The 17,536-nt window shown below is 64.6% G+C and carries 8 protein-coding genes; 3 read left to right on the top strand and 5 right to left on the bottom strand.

Annotated elements, in window-relative coordinates; translation table 11 throughout:
- Positions 1 to 92: 92 nt before the first annotated feature.
- From OE747_RS21225 to OE747_RS21210, 4 genes are all read right to left on the bottom strand, one after another.
- Positions 93 to 950 (bottom strand): glycosyltransferase family 2 protein, encoded by an 858-nt coding sequence (locus OE747_RS21225; protein WP_263830469.1) that lies wholly within the window; start codon positions 948 to 950, stop codon positions 93 to 95.
- A gap of 255 nt (positions 951 to 1,205) precedes the next feature.
- Positions 1,206 to 3,821, bottom strand: a complete 2,616-nt coding sequence (locus tag OE747_RS21220) for an FG-GAP-like repeat-containing protein (RefSeq protein ID WP_263830468.1) — start codon at positions 3,819 to 3,821, stop codon at positions 1,206 to 1,208.
- 145 nt (positions 3,822 to 3,966) lie between these two features.
- Positions 3,967 to 7,545, bottom strand: coding sequence for a M10 family metallopeptidase C-terminal domain-containing protein (locus OE747_RS21215; protein WP_263830467.1), 3,579 nt, complete (start codon positions 7,543 to 7,545; stop codon positions 3,967 to 3,969).
- A 40-nt stretch (positions 7,546 to 7,585) separates the two neighbouring features.
- Positions 7,586 to 8,290, bottom strand: coding sequence for a hypothetical protein (locus OE747_RS21210; protein ID WP_263830466.1), 705 nt, complete (start codon positions 8,288 to 8,290; stop codon positions 7,586 to 7,588).
- 434 nt (positions 8,291 to 8,724) lie between these two features.
- Here OE747_RS21210 and OE747_RS21205 point away from each other — a divergent pair, with 434 nt between their 5' ends.
- Both OE747_RS21205 and OE747_RS21200 read left to right on the top strand, forming a co-directional pair.
- The gene (locus OE747_RS21205) at positions 8,725 to 11,172 is read left to right on the top strand and encodes a calcium-binding protein (RefSeq protein ID WP_263830465.1); all 2,448 of its coding nucleotides are present in this window, start codon (positions 8,725 to 8,727) and stop codon (positions 11,170 to 11,172) included.
- A gap of 175 nt (positions 11,173 to 11,347) precedes the next feature.
- The gene (locus OE747_RS21200; RefSeq protein WP_263830464.1) at positions 11,348 to 13,636 is read left to right on the top strand and encodes a calcium-binding protein; all 2,289 of its coding nucleotides are present in this window, start codon (positions 11,348 to 11,350) and stop codon (positions 13,634 to 13,636) included.
- 48 nt (positions 13,637 to 13,684) lie between these two features.
- On the opposite strand, the gene OE747_RS21195 is transcribed toward OE747_RS21200, so the two are convergent.
- Positions 13,685 to 17,158: an Ig-like domain-containing protein gene (locus OE747_RS21195; RefSeq protein WP_263830463.1), complete on the bottom strand. Its 3,474-nt coding sequence runs from the start codon at positions 17,156 to 17,158 to the stop codon at positions 13,685 to 13,687.
- Between the two features lie 18 nt (positions 17,159 to 17,176).
- Here OE747_RS21195 and OE747_RS21190 point away from each other — a divergent pair.
- Positions 17,177 to 17,536, top strand: a 360-nt coding sequence (locus OE747_RS21190; protein ID WP_263830462.1) for a hypothetical protein, incomplete at its 3' end; no start/stop codon positions are given.

Raw genomic sequence — 17,536 nt, 5'->3', positions numbered from 1 at the left:
ATGTGAAATGGGTCAACAAACCGGCAAAAAATGAAGCTGATTGAAAACAGACACACAAGGTGTCTGTTTTGCCCGGCGGCGGCAATCCATGATCAGAACCTGGAAATGCGGCTCTGAAGCTGACCGATCTCCTCTTTTACCCGGGTCACCCAGCGCGGGTCGACCGGGTCGGACAGTTCGTTGTGATCCACCGCCTTGAAGAATTCCATGTCCCGCGCGGCGTCAAGCTTGTCCGCAAAGCCGCGCGGGGCTTTGCGTGTCCGGAATTCTTCTTCGGATTTGATGATGTAATGGCGCACGAAGAACGACCCGAACACCGGCTTGACCGCCACTCCGGGTTTTTCTGTCTGGACCAGGTCGTTTCCGGCGCTGTCGACATAACGAAAACCGGGCTTGAGGTTGAACAGATGCGGATTGACCGGGTCCTTGAACGCAGTGCACCGGCATATGGATTTGAAGATCGCGTTGATGCCCCGTTCGTCCCGCGCCCGCGTCGGAAACCGTTCCTGCACCAGCCCCTCGCCCGGTTCCCTGCGCCCTGCCGATCCGTGCACTTTCCAGTTCAGGGCGACCGCGCCGACATCGGCGGGCAGGGTGGTCAGCCAGTCGCTCAGCGCCGGGGTGCCGGGAACCGGTTCGATGAACTCGTCGGCATCCACAAAGACCATCCAGTCGACGCTCTTGCCGTGATCAAGGAACATCCTGAGATAGGACCAGATCTGGGGTGGCTTTCCTGGTTCTCCGGGAAAGGGAAGATGCGTGACGATCCCGGCGGCATCCAGCTTCTTCAGGATATCGGTCGTCTCGTCGGTGGAATTGTTGTCTGCAATGACGATCCGGTCAAAGCCCAGCAGCCGGTAATGCGCCACCCATTCCAGGACATAGGGGCCTTCGTTCTTGAAAATGGCGGCAACCGCGATCCTGGGTCGGCCGGACCCCCGCCTGAACAAGTTTTTCAATCCCAACTGGTCGTCCTCTTCTTCGGCGTTCGAGAGGGACCCGGCCCTCCCGACCAGGTGTTTGCAACAGCCCGGAGCGGTGTTTTTCCGTTTAAAATCCTTGAGAAAATCCTGCGCACGGTCCCTTGCCCCGTGCATAGGCGAAGCCGCGGGCCAGTTCAATGATCAAGCCCGCGGCGAGTTTTGGCGTACAGATCCCGGCCTGCGGATCGCCTTGCGGCGCGACTGTCTCGTGCCGTTCCCGGATCACGCCAGAAGATCGACCGTGATGCCAACCGCATCCGACCCGATCTGAAGGGTGATGCTGTCCTGCCCCGCGCCATCGACCAAGGCCCACATGATCTGTCCGGTGGGGCGATAGATCACGAAAGCCTCCTGCACCGCATCGTCGCCCGCGCGTTCGCCCTCGGCGTTTTGCGTGTGCGCGAAGTTCACCTGGAAGTCGGAGGCGCGGGCAAGCGCGTTTCCAAAGAGCAGCACGTCCCCTTCGGCCGAATTGTAATCCTGCACCCAGTCCGAGCCGTGGCCTTCGACGCCGACATGGAAGAACCTGTCGGCGCCAGTGCCGCCGTTGATCCGGTCATGCCCGAAACCGCCATTGACGAAGTCATTCCCGGCGCCGCCGAACACGAGGTCACTGAACGCAGAACCGGTGATGACGTCGTCACCGTCCTGCCCCTGGATCTCGTCGACGCCAAAGCCGCCCGCGATGGTGTCATTGCCGCCCTGACCGAAGATCTGGTCATTGCCAGCACCAGCATCGACCGAGTCGTTGCCCTCGCCCGCAAAGATCACGTCACGCAGATCGCCCTCGGACGGGCCGCCGAGGATGGTGTCATTCCCATCGCCGCCGTTGAGCGTATCGGCGCCAAGGCCGCCATCGAGACTGTCATTGCCCGCCTCGCCCAACAGCCGGTCGTTGCCGTCGAGGCCGGTGATGGTGTCGTCACCCGCCGTGCCGGTCAGGACATCGGCCTCCGGCGTGCCTTCGATCGGGCCGGTGCCCCCGCCCGACACCAGATCCAGCAGCTCCACGAGGCTCAGTGTGCGGTCGGTGAATTCAAAGAACTCAACCTCGCGCACACTGTCGGTGCCTTCGGAGGAGATCAGCGTGAAGACCGCGCCGCTCAATCCGCCGGAAACCTCGGTGCTGGCCACATTGAACCGGGCGGTATCGGTGCCGCGCCCGCCCCAGATGTCATCGTTCCCGGCGCCGCCATCGAGCGTGTCGTCGCCCTCGCCGCCCAGCAGTGTATCGACCCCCGCCTCGCCCAGCAGCAGGTCGTTGCCACCATTGGCAAAGATCACGTCATCGCCGTCCCGGGCTTCGATCCGGTCATCGCCTTCGGTGCCATTGAGCTCGTCGCTGTCGGGCGTGCCGATGATGGCCCCGCCCGTGCCGCCGCCGCCGATAGGCACCGGATCAGGCTCAACGAACTCGATCACGGTGCCGATTTCCGACAGAGACAAAAGCCCGTCCGTCACGCCATCCGCCGCGTCGAAGGCGCGCAGCCTTTCAGGGCCGCCGTAGATGATGAAGGCGCCGCCCACGTCAAAGGTCGGGGTCCGACCCGCCGCGCCCGGGTTGTCGAACCGGGCCGCCCCTGCGATCAGGTCGGCGAACCCGTCATTGTTGAAATCTCCCAATTGCCCGCCGGCAAGGTTGTCATTGGAGTTCACCCCATGCAGCCGGTAACCGTTGGTTCCATTCAGCGTGCTCAGGTCCAGCTCGGCCGGGTGGCCTGTGTTCTGCCCGAACACGATATAGGCGGTACCGGTGCCGCCGTTCTGGCTGCCCAGGACAAAATCGCGGATCCCGTCGCCATTGATATCCCCCACCCCGCCGATCTGGAACGAGACACCCGCCCCGATGAGCCGCATGCCATTGCTGCCATCCAGGTCGGCGGGACCGAAACTGGTCGGAAACCCGCTGTCCGAGCCAAAGATCAGCGCCGCCTCACCAGAGGTGTTCAGCACCAGCATGTCGCCCAGCCCGTCGCCATTCACGTCCCCCAGCCCCTCGGTCACCCAGGGAGAGCCGCTGTCGAAGACAAAGCCGTCCGTGCCGGTCAGGCTCAGCCCGTCCAGCGCGATGCTTCCCGGGGTCCAGCCGGTGCTGCCAAAAAGCACCGACATGCCGCCGGTGCCCTGCGCCTTGATCGCGATATCGCCCAAGCCGTCGCCGTTCAGATCGCCCACCGGGGCGCCGCGCGCATCCGTCCCGGTAAAGATCAGCGTCTCACCCAGCCCGCTGCCGGTGCCAAAGCGGATGATCACCTGATTGTCGTTCTGGCTGGAGATGTAGAGATCGTCATGCCCGTCGCCGTTGAAATCGCCGATCCCCTCGGCCTCGAGCGCGAACTGGGCGCCCGTGGGACCCGGCAGGCTTATTCCCACCGCGGCATCGAGGCTGCCCGTCACCGTGCGGGGCGCCAGCCCGCCTTCCTGGCCAAAGATCACAAACGCCGCGCCGCCATCGCCATAGCGGTCCGAGCCCACCACCAGATCGCCGATCCCGTCGCCGTCGATATCGCCGGCCGCATTCAGCGCCTCGCCCAGCCGGCCATTGGCCAGATCCCCTTCGATCACCGAAAAGAACGTGCCATCCGGGCTCAGGCCGCCATCGAAGGCGAAATCATAACTGGCGGCCAGATCGCCTGACTGCCCGTAGATCACATAGACGATCCCGGCCTGATCGACACTGTCCCCCGGCCCGGCATAGCCATTGCCCGCCGCCGGGGCCGCGATCGCCAGATCGGCGATGCCGTCATTGTTCAGGTCTCCGACCGAGCGGACCTTGCGCCCGAATTGCGACAGCCCCTCGGGGCCGAGAAAAACCGTTCCTGCAAAACCGGTTGCCATGAAATTTCGCCCCCACCGTTGTGATTGCCGCCAATGATCTTCTCAAATCAATGTACCACCCGACAAAGCGGGTGGCACAGAACGGGATGAAACCCCGCGCGTATATCCGGGGCGCGCGGGTTTGCGCCGGCGCGCCCCGGAAGGATCAGGCCAAGAGGTCGAACACGTCGCCGCCGATCTTGAGGTTGATCGAGCTCTGCCCCTGACCATCGACCAGCGCCCACATGATCTGTTCGGTGGGCCGGTAGATGACAAAGGCCTCCATCACGTCGTCATCGCCGGACCGCTCGCCTTCGGCATTCGCGGTATGGGCAAAGTTGACCTGGAAATCGTCGCGGGTGGCGGACGCGTTGCCGAACAGCAGCACGTCGCCTTCGGCCGAATTGTAATCCTGCACCCAGTCCGAGCCGTGCCCCTCGACACCGACATGGAAGAACTTGTCGGCGCCAAGTCCGCCATTGATCCGGTCATGGCCAAAGCCGCCGTTGACAAAGTCATCCCCGGCACCGCCGAACACCAGATCGGAAAACGCCGAACCGGTGATCACGTCATCGCCATTCTGGCCTTCCAGCTCGTCAACGCCGAAGCCGCCGGCAATGGTGTCATTGCCATCCTGGCCGAAGATCTGGTCGTTGCCATGGCCGCCGTCGACACTGTCATTGCCGGCCCCGGCAAAGATCTGATCCCGCAGGTCGGCCTCGGTGGCGCCGCCCTCGATCAGGTCGTCGCCGTCGCCGCCGTTCAGCGTGTCGGCGCCATCGCCGCCACGCAACGTGTCGTTGCCACCCAGGCCCAGCAGCCGGTCGTTCCCGGCATCGCCGGTGATCACGTTGTCCAGCAGGTTGCCGGTCAGAACGTCATCGCCGGGTCCGCCGGTGAAGTCGAAGATACCGATGCCGATATCAGTGCCCATCTGCCGCGCTTCGAGCCCGGCGCCGGTCAGGTCGCCGTCGAAGAACAGGCCGAATTCCTGCGAGCCGTCGTCGTCGAGGTCCAGCAGCAGGCCGGTGGTTCCCGGATCGTCCGGTGTACCGCCGGGGGTGAAGTCGCGGAACGGCGTGCCAAACAGGGTCTCGGTGCGCAGGATGATCGCATCCTCGGGACCAAAGCCCGGCCCCACCCGGTCGCCGGTCAGCGAACTGCCCGGCCCGCTGATCAGGTCGCGGCCCTCGCCCGGCAGCAGCAGGTCGGTGCCCGATCCTGGGTTAAGCGTGTCGTCGCCGGCGCCGCCGTCCAGGATATCGTCGCCCGAGCCACCGCTGAGGATGTCATCGCCATCCCCGCCCAGGATCGAGTCATTGCCGGCAGACCCGTCGAGATTGTCGTTGCCGCCCAGCCCCAGAATGGTGTCATTGCCGCCCAGGCCCAGGATCACGTCGGCCCCTTCGGTCCCGGTCAGTTCCTCGCCCGTATCGGTGCCCAGTTCGGTGACCGACCCGCCGATGGTGGCGAGGCCCGCGCGTACCGCATCAGCCACGTCGCGGCTGTCGCGCGTGGTGGTGACGACCACACCCTCGCTGCCCAGCCCGGACAGCGCCTCGCGATAGGTGCTTTCGGTGCCTCCGGTGGTGCCGATGATCGGGATTGCCGAAAGATCCCGGAACGCATCGCCCACCGCCGAGATCAGCAGATCCTCGAAAGAGCCCAGTTCGGGCGGAGCGCCTTCGCCGTCATACCCATCGGGGGCCTCGCCCGGAAGCTCGTCCCCCTCGCCGCTGCCGGACCCGGCTGTCGTGCCGGAGGCCGTCTCTGGGGCGACCGCCGGGCTGGAGCCTTCGACATCGATCCCCTCGGTTTCCAGGAACGCGCGGATGGTGCTTTCGTCCAGCCCATAATCCGCAGCGGAATGCGCCGGTGCGTCGGTGGCCATGTAGATCACCCGCGACGAGCCATCGCGCAGGCTGAGGCCAACGCCGTTGGCGGCGCGCCATAGGCCCACCCACTGTGCCTCGGGAGTGTCGCCGCCAAAGAAGGTCGACAGCCCGTCCAGCCGCGCTTCAAAGGCGGACACATCATCGGTCAGCGCCAGTTCGGCCCGGTAGAGGTAGTCGCCGGAACCGCCGTAAGGGCTGACCGGACGGTCGACGAAGGAGGCGATCGCAAACTGCACATCGGGGTTTTCGGCGCGCAGGTCGGCCGCGATCTGCTTGGCCGAGTTCACGAAGTTCGGCAGGTCGTCCGAGAACGAGCCCGACAGGTCGACCAGGAAGATGAAGTCGAGCGGCGGACAATCCGAGATCTCCTCGGCGGTCAGGTCGATCTCGCCATCGGTGAACCGTGCGGTCTCGACCCCGACCAGGATGTCGGTGCCATCCACCATCGAACCATCCGTATGGCGGATGGTGACCACGCCGGTCGCGTCGTCGCGGGTGATCTCGTAGTTGCGGCAGGCCTCGGAGAAGATCGCCACATCGGTGCCCTCGCCGCCTTCGAGCCGGTCGTCACCATCGCCGCCGGTCATCTCGTCATCGCCGGCGCCGCCCTTGAGCGTGTCATTGCCGTCGAAGCCGAACAGCGCATCGTTGCCGCCCTTGCCATCCAGCGTGTTGTTGGCGGTGTTGCCGACCAGCAGGTCGCCCTTGGCGCCGCCCTCGGCATTCTCGATCACCACGCCATTGGCGATGGAATAGCCGCCCAGATCGCCGGTGGTGGAATTGGTGAACACCCGCGAGAAGAAGCCGCCGGCATAATAGGCCGAAGCTGCATGGGTGGCGTCGCCCTGGTATTCCAGTTTGAAATCGGTCGGCAGATCGGAATAGATCTGGGATTTCTTGATCCCCTGGATCAGCTCGTTGATATCGGCATTTCCGGCCGGATCCAGCGTGGCTGCGTTCAGGTTGATCACCGTGCGCTGGTCGCCGCCATAGCGGATCGAGTCGCTATCCCCTCCGGCATCCCAGATCGAATAAAAGCCGCGCCCGATCGACACGCTGCCATCCGATCCGTCGCCATCATAGGCGGTGGTGGCCCGGTCGGTCAGGTTATAGGCGGTATCGGTGGTATGGGTCGAGGTATTGGCGCCATAGAGTCCTTGCAGCACCGCGATGTCCAGGGCGCTTGGCGTCAGGGCATGGCCATAGGTCAGGGCGAAGTTCGAATTGGTGCCACCCCGCTCGTAGGACATGATGGTATAGCGCTCGTTGTCGAGCGGGTTGTCGGTGGTCGAGCGCGGGCTCTGGTTGATCGAGATCGCCGTCGACCCGTGCCCGTCATCATGCGGATGCGCGATGCCCAGCCCGTGCAGCAATTCGTGCATCGTCACCCGGCCCATATAGCTGCCGGCGCCGGTTTCGGTGGTATGTGTGGTCCAGAAGCTGGTGGTGTTGAAGAAGTTCCAGCTTTCGAAATCGGTGGTCGATGTGCCCTTGGCATTGGTGCCCGGGAAGGTCGATAGCCCGCCCGCCCCGAAATTGTCGACACCCACGATCTTGAAATCGGCATCGGCAAAATTCGTGGCCACCGAGAATGTCAGGTTCGCCACCCGCGAAAAGGCGGTGAACGCATCCGCCACCGCGATCCGCTGCGCATTTTCGCTGGCGTCGCTGGCATCGAGATAGTTGAGCGTCTCACCGGTTTCCGCCGCAAATTCGGCCTCGGCCGAAGCGCTGTCCGCCGAGGTGGCAAAGGCATAGGTCAGCGAGTTGGTGCTCCACTTGGTCTCGCCTTCCAGCCCGCGCAGGGTCGTGTTGGTGGTTCTTGGCGTTACACTGGTTGTACCGGCCATATCTGTTTCCCCCTTTCAGAAACACAATCGTCTTAATGTCTTACGTGCCGCCAAGCTGGCGGCGGATCATTCGGCTCAATTCGAGACGTTCGGCGGTGCCGAAAATCTCTGTGCCGGGTCGGGTTGGATGTGCGACAAAATCCGCAAGCTTGCCCTCCCTGGTCCGGACCCGGCCATAGACCGTCGGCGCATAGGGGCCGGCGGTGATGGTCCAGATATCGGGCCGTGTCTCGCCCGCCCCGGCTGTCCCCAGGCTATGCTCGATCTGGGCGGGCGCGACGAACAGAAGCGGCCCGTCAAAGGCCGGATCGTCCGCCTTCATCAGATAGGTCGCGCGAAACGGATCGGGCAGATCCGGATCGGTATTGGCTCCGGGCCCCCGCACATCGGTATAGGGCCAGCGTTCGTCCGTGCGCAGGAACCGGTCGGTGACATCGCGGCTTTCGCCGGGTGCCAGCGAGGCGTGAAGCTGCCGCAGATCCGGATGCGAAAACGCCGCCGGACCGGCATCCAGCGTGCAGATCTCGTAAGCGGCTTTCGATACCATTGCACTGGCTCCCTGCATCATGCCGCATTCTCCCGAAACGGAGGCCCTGAAAAGACTGAACCCCGGCCCCAGCGCCCCGGCGGACAGCGCGGTGGCCGATGTGACAAGGAACACGCAGACCGGCAGGATGCGGCGCGACCGGACAGGCCGGGAACCCGCCGCCCGGAACCGCAGCCCGTCCCGGAGCCGGACAGACATGCCCGCTGACCGTGTCGATTGGACCTTATCCCTGGACAAGATACTCCCCAGTTCCCGTGCAATCCTGCGGGGCCTGCCTGAACCATGCACCCGCTTGTCCGGATGCGCCGCGCCTTGCCTTCTGGCCAAAATATGCCCGCAGCCGCATCCACTTGGTCCCGCCCGTTCCGGCGCGGAATAGATCAATCAAAATTTTTCCCGCCATAAGACAGCCGGGAAGTCTTTTACTACGGGTCAAGGGAAACATGCGGATTCTCGTGCGTCAAGCGTTCAGATCATTGACACGGCGTTTGGTCGCGGAGGAGGCGTGGACGTCATGCAACAGGTCCGAGCGACCTGCCCGGCCCGGCCCCGCCAGTACTTGATTTTGCAAGTTTCCCCCGTGACCTTTCCAAAATAGATCAAGAAAAACACTTGCTTCTGGGGAGAAGTATATGACGCGCTATACATTGCTGGGCTACAAGGTCACCTATGACCTGGCGGATAATGTGACCAGTGTCACCGACACGTCCCTGACCGTGACCATGCCCGACGGGACCCTGCCGAACCTGATCTACCGGTTCGAGAACCCCGCGAACCCGGTGCCAGACCCCGCCGACGAGCCGCTCCCCCTGATCATCGGCGATGTGTCCGGCATGCTGGGCGTCGATCTGCTGGGGCCCGAGCTGGACGAGACCGACAGCTATGCCGGTCAGGTTCATTTCGCCGGACAGACCACATATTTCATCAGCTTCCACTATGGCCCGCCGGGCCAACCGGCCGAGGACTGGTATTTCCGCCTGGGCGGTGCCCTGCTGCCGGACTTTCCCGACACCGCGGACCCGGTCGCGGCCTGGAACAGCTTTGAGAGCACCATCACCGGCGCCGGTCCGGTCACCAGCGGCCCGTTTGCGCCCGGCGCCTCGATCCCGCTTGCGCCGGTCAGCATGATCCATAGCGGCGAAACCGTCACCAGCATGGATCCGGCCGATAATGAGGTGACCACCGGCGGGGGCAACGATTACGTCACCGTCGGCGGCGGCGGGTATGACGAGGTGCGCACCCAAGGCGGTGACGACCTGGTGCTGGTCGATGGCGAAAGCGGCTATACCGGGGCCTATGTCGATCCCGGCACAGGCAGGGATGTGGTGGACCTGTCGGACACCCGCAGCAGCGATTCTTATGTCGATATCGCCCATGGCGACGGGCTGAGCGCGGGCATCACCGCCGATATCAACGGCACCACCAATGTGGGCCGCATCGACAAGGGCGCGGGCGGCACCACCACCCTGCTGAACCCGGCCGAGGCGATCCTGGGCGGGGGGCTGGGCGTGCATGGCACCTCCTTTGCCGATACGCTGAACGTGACCAGTGCCGATCGCGGCTTTCTCCAGGTGCGTGGCCTGGGCGGTGACGACCGGATCAACATTGGTGCCAGCGACGGCACCGTGCGGCTGGATTACCGCGCCTCGCCCGGCGGGATCGTGGCCGATCTGGCCACCGGCATCATCCAGGACGGCCATGGCGGCAACGACACGGTCACCGGCTTTGCGGGGGAAATCCGCGGCTCGATGCACACTGACCAGATCACCGGCTCGGCCCGCGACGAGCGCTTCATCCTGATGGCCGGCGATGACACGCTGGACGGCGGCGCTGGCCGCGACCTGGTGCGCTATGACCGCAACCGGGTTGAGGCGGTCGATGTCGACCTGGCCGCGGGCACCGCCACCGGCATCTGGCGCGGCACCACCTTCAGCCATTCGCTGACCCGGATCGAGGATGTGAACGGCTCGCTCGAAGCCAGCGACATGCTGGCGGGCAATGGCGGCAACAACCAGATTCGGGGCCGGGGTGGCAATGACACCCTGCTGGGTCGTGGCGGTGACGACACCCTGGTCGGCGACGGCGGCAATGACTCGATCGATGGCGGCAGCGGTTTTGACAGCGCCCAGTTCTGGGGCATCAACCGGGATGATGCGACCATCACCCAGCTGGCCTCGGGCGCGATCCAGGTGGTCAGTTCGCTGGGCACCGACACGCTGGTCGGCATCGAGGAGCTGGGCTTCAACGACCAGGCGGTTCTGGTCAATGACTTGTTCCCCGAACCGGGCACCACCGTCGGTGGCGGTGGCTCGGACACGCTGAGTGGCGGTGAGGGTAATGAGACGCTGACCTCGGGTGGCGGCGACGACGTGGTCGATGGCGGCGGCGGGGACGACAGTATCGACGGCGGCGGCGGCAACGACACCCTGCGCGGCGGCGACGGCGCCGACAGTATCGACGGCGGCGAGGGATCGGACACGATCAATGGCGGCGAGGGCGACGATTCGCTGTCCGGCGGCGGCTCTCCGGACGATCTGCGCGACGTGATCTATGGCGGCAGCGGCGATGACTGGATCGACGGCGGCGCGGGCAACGACCAGATCTTTGGCATGGCGGGCAATGACACCATTGCCGGCGGGTTTGGTGTCGACGAGTTGCAGGGCCAGACCGGCGATGACGTGATCACCGGCTCGGCGTTTTCCGACCTTGTCTATGGCGGCGATGGCAACGATTTCGTCAACGGCGGCTTCGGGCACGACCGGATCAACGGCGGTACCGGCGCCGACAAGTTCTTTCATGTCGGAGTCGAGGGTCACGGATCGGACTGGGTGCAGGATTACAGCGCCGGCGAGGCCGATGTACTGCTCTTCGGCATCGCCTCGGCCACCCGGGATGATTTCCAGGTCAACTTCGCCCATACCGAAAACGCCGAGGGCGAGCGTGCCGGGGATGACGACGTGATGGAGGCCTTCGTGATCTACCGGCCCACCGGACAGATCATGTGGGCGCTGGTCGATGGTGGCGGCCAGTCCGCGATCAATCTCCAGATCGGGGCGGATGTCTTCGACCTGCTGATCTGAGACAGATGCTTGCCGGGCCATGCCGCCCGGCAGGCAATATCGTCATCAATACACTGAAAATACGGATCAATTCGGCGACAACCTCCCCGGTTTCGCCACATTGCCGATCCGCCCGGCGTCCCTGGGCCCGTCCACCCTGCCCCCGTGGTGGGTGAAACGGGCGGAGGGCACGGGGGTGCTGTCTTTGCAATTCCAGGGGCTGCTCGATCTGTCCGGGCTGCCCTTCGAGGTGTCCATTGCCGATCTCGAGGTCGTCGAGGCCGGTGGCGTGACACATGTTCTGGCGGCGACCGAGACCGGTGGCGGGTTGGGCGCGTTCCGTCTGTCCGGCGGCGCAATGGCCCGGTTCGAGACGATGCAGTCCTATGGCCCGGGTCGGGTCGGCGGCTCGGGTGTGGACCTGCTGACCCTGGAGACCGGCGGCGGCGCCCGGGTGGTGCCGCTGGGCACCGGCCTGCCCATGTGGATCTCGTATCAACTGACGGAAAGCCTCGGTGCGGGTCAGGCGATGCTGCCGGGCGGCAGCCCGATCGCGGCGGCGCGCGCCGCGGTTGCCGGAGAGTTCGGCGGCCGGACGGTGGTCGTGGCCCTGCCGGGGATCGGGGATGAGATCGCCACCCATGCGCTGGATGCCACGGGGCAGCTTGCGCCGCTCAACCGGATGAACGAGGCGGAGGCGGGGTTTACCGCCCTGGCGCTGACCGCCGGGGGGATCCTGCTGGCCGCCGGGACCGGCGGCGAGGGCGGTGGCAGCCTGTTCAGCTATCAGGTTGCGGGCAATGGGCGGCTGACCCTGCTCGACCGCGCGGGCGGCCCCGAAGGCCCCGGTTTTGCCACCCCGACAGCACTTGAGACCCTGCGGCTGGCCGGGCAGGATTTTGCGGTTCTGGCCGCCGCGGGCAGCGCCTCGCTGAGCGTGTACCGGGTCGGCTCCGACGGTACGCTGACCGCCACCGACCATGTGGGCGACACCCGGATGACGCGGTTCGACGATGCCACCCGGCTGGCCAGTGCCCGCTGGGGCGACTGGCAGTTCGTGCTGGCGGCGGGCGCCGATGACGGTATCAGCCTGTTTGCGCTGCTGCCCGACGGGCGGTTGCTGCATCTCGACAGCCTCGCCGACAGTCGGGCCGCGACCCTGACCAATGTCAGCGCTCTGGACGCGGTGGTGATCGGGACCGAGTTGCAGGTTTTCAGCAGTTCCGGGGCCGAGCCGGGGATCAGCCAGATCCGGGCCGATCTCTCCGCGCTGGGACTGATCCTGCAAGGGAATGGCAGTGGCGCCGAACTGACCGGCAGCGATCGCAACGATGTGCTGATCTCGGGCGGCGGCGCCGACCGGCTGCGCGGCGGTGGCGGCGCGGATACATTCGTCTTCCGTCCCGGGCGCGCCGATGCCGAGGGGCGGCTTGGCCGGGTGCTGGATTTCGATCCCGGCCGGGATCGGCTTGACCTGTCCACCCTGCCCTTTCTCTACGATATCGGGCAGGTCACCTTCGCGTCGGTCAGCACCGGTGTGATCCTGCGCTTTGGCGCTCTTTGGGTCGAACTGACCGGTGCCTCCGGGATACGTCTGACACCCGAGATGTTCACGACCGGGATGATCCTGAATGCCCAGCACCTGCCCACGGGCAATGTCGCCGTCGAGGATGGCGACGGCGCCGGGGAAGGCGGCGGCGGAACAGGTGGGGGTACCGGTGGCGGCGGGACCGGGGGGGAGAGCCTCTCCGGAGATCACGGCGACAACCGGTTGACCGGTGGCGCGGGCAACGACGTCCTGCAGGGCCATGGTGGCAGCGACCGCCTGGCCGGAGAAGCCGGGAACGACACGATCGACGGCGGCGACGGGTCGGACACGATCAATGGCGGCGACGGGGACGATTACCTCATCGGGGGCAATTCCGGCGGCGACCTGCGCGACATCATCTATGCCGGAGAGGGGAACGACTGGATCACCGGCGGCCCGGGGAACGACCTGCTGTTCGGGATGGGTGGCAACGACACCATCGCGGGCGATGCCGGGGTCGACGAGATCCAGGGCCAGGACGGCGACGATGTGATCACCGGGTCGAGCTTTTCCGACCTGATCTATGGCGGTGCCGGCAATGATTTCGTCAATGGCGGCTATGGCCATGACCGGATCAACGGCGGCACCGGGGCCGACAAGTTCTTTCACGTGGGTGTCGAGGGTCACGGCTCGGACTGGGTGCAGGATTTCACCGCCGCCGAGGGGGACGTTCTGCTCTTTGGCAACCGCAGTGCCACGCGCGCGGATTTCCAGGTGAACTTCGCCCATACCGCGGATGCCGAGGGCGAGCGCGCCGGCGACGACGCGGTCAAGGAGGCCTTTGTGATCTATCGCCCCACGGGGCAGATCATCTGGGCGCTGGTCGATGGCGAGGGTGAGGCGGCGATCCGTCTGCAGATCGACGGCTCACCCGAGTATTACAACCTGCTGCTCTGAGCGGGTCCGGGTCCCGGGCCGCTCCCATCGGAGCGGCCCAAGCCTGTTTCAGACAGTGAACAGGATATCGTCGAACACCATGGCGCTGCCATCATCGGTGGCGAAGCTGATCGCATAGATATCGTCAAAGGCGCTCACATCGGTGATCGGCCCGGCAACGGTGTTGAAATCGATGATTTCGGCCGGGGTCGATGCGTCGGCGGTGAAGTTGAACGTATCGGCTGCGACAAGGGCATAGTAATAATTGTTGCCCCCGCCGAAATCAGCCGGCTCTCCCTCGACAATCGCAAGGCGATAGGTGGTTGCAGTGACCGTTACCCCGTCATTGCCGATCACGTTCAGCGACAGCCCGTCCAGATTGAAAGTGTTGTCCACACTTTCGGGCAGGACGGTTGGCAGGGAGGGCGTGCTGCCGGCAGGCAATTGAGTGTAGAACAGCCCCGGATCACCGATGCCAAAGCTCATGCCCGGCGCCAGCATGGCAAAATCATTGTCCCGCACGGTCTCGAAGAGCGGATCGCCATTGCGGTCGAGCACCGGTTCGCCGGTCACCGGATCGGTCACCGGCACCCGCAGCGTGTTGAAGGTACCGACCAGCACATTGTGGCTATCCTCCCCCGGCGTGGTCTGGCCGTTGACGAGTCCCGAGGAGCCGGTATCGCGGCCGCTGCCGCCACCCAGCTCGTTGGTCTCGATCACTGCGGCCGATCCCTGAAAGATCAGGCCCTGGTAATTCGGTACGAGGGCGTCGCCGCCAACCGGCGCGTTCAGGGTTCCCAGCGGGATGACAAAGCCGGGATCGGCGGCGAAAGATTCGAAATCCAGCACCCGGTTGTCGGGGGCTGGCGGCGTATCCGGCGCGGGGTTGGTGAAGTTGATCGCGATCTGGCCCCGCGTGACATCCGGGCCTTCGGCCACCTCGTATGTCATTGTCGCCAGCACGCTCTCGCCATCGGCAAGGCCGAAATTGGCAAGGGTGATTACCATTTCATTGGTGGTGTCGTCGAAGCTATAGGGCACGGTGATCGGTGTGCCGTCACTGCCGCCGATCACCAGATTTCCCGGGGTCACCACCAGCGCAGCGGCCAGATCGCCTGGCTGGCCATTGTCGGGATCCCCGATCAGATCGTCGAAATCGATGGTGAACGTGGTGACGGCGGGGTCATCCACCACCACCGTGCCCGGAGTTGGACTCGGGAAATCGGGTACGCTCGGGTAGCCCGGCGCGCCCGGAATGTTCAGCGCGGTCGGGGCCACATTTCGGGGTGTGAGATCCGGCTCGTCCCCGGTCAGGTTCAGGGTGATCACGTTGGACGCGCTCAACCCGGCGGGATCTTCGACCGTGAAACTCAGCGCCAGGTTGGCCAGTTCACCGCCCGACAGGATCAGGTCGCCTGAATCCTCGGGCACCGGTTCGCCTTCCTGGACAAAGAATTGCCTGGGGTCGATGAGGATATTGCCCTCGCTCTGGCTGAAGGCGACGTTGCTGCCGGGTACCCCCATGACCGTGCCAGTCAGCGCGGTCACAAGCAATGCATCGCCATCGGGATCGCTGGCAAAGCTGGAAATCGGGATCACGATGGTGCCGCCACCCTCGTTGGCGTCGATGCTATGGGCATCAGCCTCCGGCGCCCGGTTTGCCGGTGGCGGCGTGTCATCGGCCCCATTGATGGTCAGCGGCACGAAACCGGTATCTGTTTCGCCGTTGCCGTCGCTGACCCGATAGCGGAACTGGGTGCTCAGGCTGTCACCTGTGTCCAGCCCGAGCGCCTCGACATTGATCCGGATGAATTCATTGTTAGCGCCGAACACCTCGAACGGGATCGGGGTGGCGCCACGGTCGATATTGATGAACGAGAAGGTCAGGTTGTCGCCGTCCACATCCAGAACCTGATCGTCCAGCTGGATGATGTAGAACGGCCCGTCCGCCTCGTTCGCCACCTCTGGCAGGTCGAGCGAAACCGGCGGGTCGTTGACCGGATGCACGGTGATAGCGACCTCGGCGCTGGCGCTGCCGCCATTCCCGTCCGAAACGGTATAGCTGAGCGTGTCCGGCCCGAAGTAGTTGGCATCCGGCGTATAGCGCAGCGTGCCGTCATTGTTCAGATCGACCGTGCCATGCAGGGCCGAGAAGGCGGAGGGCATCAAGTCGTCGCTGGCATCCACGTCGGTGTCATTGGCCAGCACGTCGATATCGACGGGCGTATCCTCGTCGGTCGTGGCCACATCGTCATTGGCGACGGGATCGTCGTTCACCCCGTCGACGGTGATGACCAGCTGAGCGCTGTCGGTGCCGCCGTTATTGTCCGACATGTCATAGTCGATCACCACCTGCGCGCTTTCGCCGACCGCGAGATAGTCATAATCGGTGCCCGGGTCCCAATGGACCTGGTTGCCGCTGATCGAGACAGAGCCGAGCCCCGACGCGATCGCGACCGCGTCGACCGTATGGGTGTCGCTGGTATCCACATCGGTGTCATTGGCCAGCACATCGACGGTGACGGCGGTGTTCTCATCGGTGGTGACCGCATCGTCATTGGCGACGGGGGGGTCATTCACCCCGTTGACGGTGATCGTCACCGTGGCCTGATCGGTGTCGCGATTGGCATCCGTCACCTCGTAGACAAAGGTGACATCCTCGCTTTCACCCAGCGCGAGATATTCGAATTCGCCGTTCGGATCATAGCTGAAGCTGCCATCGGGCGCTCCGGGCAGGCCTTCGTTGAAGGTCAGGACACCCTTGGCAGGCCCCGAGACCAGCGCCACCTGATAGACCAGATCGGGCACCACGTCATTCGTCAGAACATTGCCGAGCGCGGTATCGCCATCGTCTTCGGTCAGCGAGGCGCTGTCGTCATTGGCGGTGACCGGGTCGTCCTCGGGGCTCAACTCGACCCCGTCGACAAAGACCCGCATATCCTCGAACTCGCGCGCGGTCAGCCCGAAGGCCGCAAAGTCGAACCCTTGCCCGTTGGCCTCGCCGGTCAGCGGGTCGATATTGACTGCTACAAAATTCAGGAAGGCGGCGATGTCGTTCTGCACCTCGATACGGAACCAGTCGCTGAGCGTCATGGTGAGCGTCAGCGTGTCGATGCCGCTGCCGCCGGCGTAATAGTCCATCGCACCGGCGTTTTCGGTCAGGTCATAGATCGCCTCGTCATTGCCGCCGCCGCCGAAGACATAGTCATTGCCGGCGCCGCCATCGACCAGGTCATCGGAACTGTCGCCGTCCCCGGGTCCGTCGGCACTGTTCCAGTAGCTCGATCCCGGGCCGTTGCCGCCGACATCGCCAAACACCACGTCATCGCCGTCGCCGCCATGGACCGTATCGGCATCGTGATGACCGACCAGGGTATCGTTGCCGTCGCCGCCGGAAATATCGTCCATGCCGTGCTGGCCGCGGATATTGTCGTTGCCGCCGAGACCGCTCAGGGTGTCGTTGCCGTGCTGGCCGTCGATATCGTCGTCCAGCGCGGTGCCGATGATCGCGTCGTCACCATTGTTTCCCTTGAACTTAGCCATGAAACTTTACTCCCCCCTTTGGCAAGGGCTGAAACCCTTGTCAGAACACCTGAAAAGAAACCGATCTCAAAATCTGTTCCGACCAGACTAGCAAAATATCTGGAGAATTTACATAAAATCCTGATTCTGCCTGCGGCGGCCCTGCCGGATCGCGCATTCGGGCGTTTCCGGCGCATCGGCCAACCACCTGTCATGGCTGAGGAGAGCCTGCGAAACCGCGCGCCCAGCGGGACCGGGGAGGTCCGGCGGGAAGATCAAGGCCGCCAAAGTGGTCCGGGCACCCCGTCCCGCGATCACCGGCCAAAGCCGCGAATTGACCGTTTTGTACCTGTCCCCGGCGGTGGATTGACCGTTTTGTACAGCGTCCGGGGGCGTTTT

This window comes from Ruegeria aquimaris (genome assembly GCF_025751555.1).
Classification (GTDB): domain Bacteria; phylum Pseudomonadota; class Alphaproteobacteria; order Rhodobacterales; family Rhodobacteraceae; genus Ruegeria_B; species Ruegeria_B aquimaris.
This window is presented reverse-complemented; position numbering and strand designations above follow the sequence as displayed.

Coding starts and splice junctions, on each gene's coding strand:
- OE747_RS21220 (WP_263830468.1), bottom strand. CDS start 3,821: ATGGCAACCGGTTTTGCAGGAACGGTTTTTCTCGGCCCCGAGGGGCTG.
- OE747_RS21215 (WP_263830467.1), bottom strand. CDS start 7,545: ATGGCCGGTACAACCAGTGTAACGCCAAGAACCACCAACACGACCCTG.
- OE747_RS21210 (WP_263830466.1), bottom strand. CDS start 8,290: ATGTCTGTCCGGCTCCGGGACGGGCTGCGGTTCCGGGCGGCGGGTTCC.
- OE747_RS21205 (WP_263830465.1), top strand. CDS start 8,725: ATGACGCGCTATACATTGCTGGGCTACAAGGTCACCTATGACCTGGCG.
- OE747_RS21195 (WP_263830463.1), bottom strand. CDS start 17,158: ATGGCTAAGTTCAAGGGAAACAATGGTGACGACGCGATCATCGGCACC.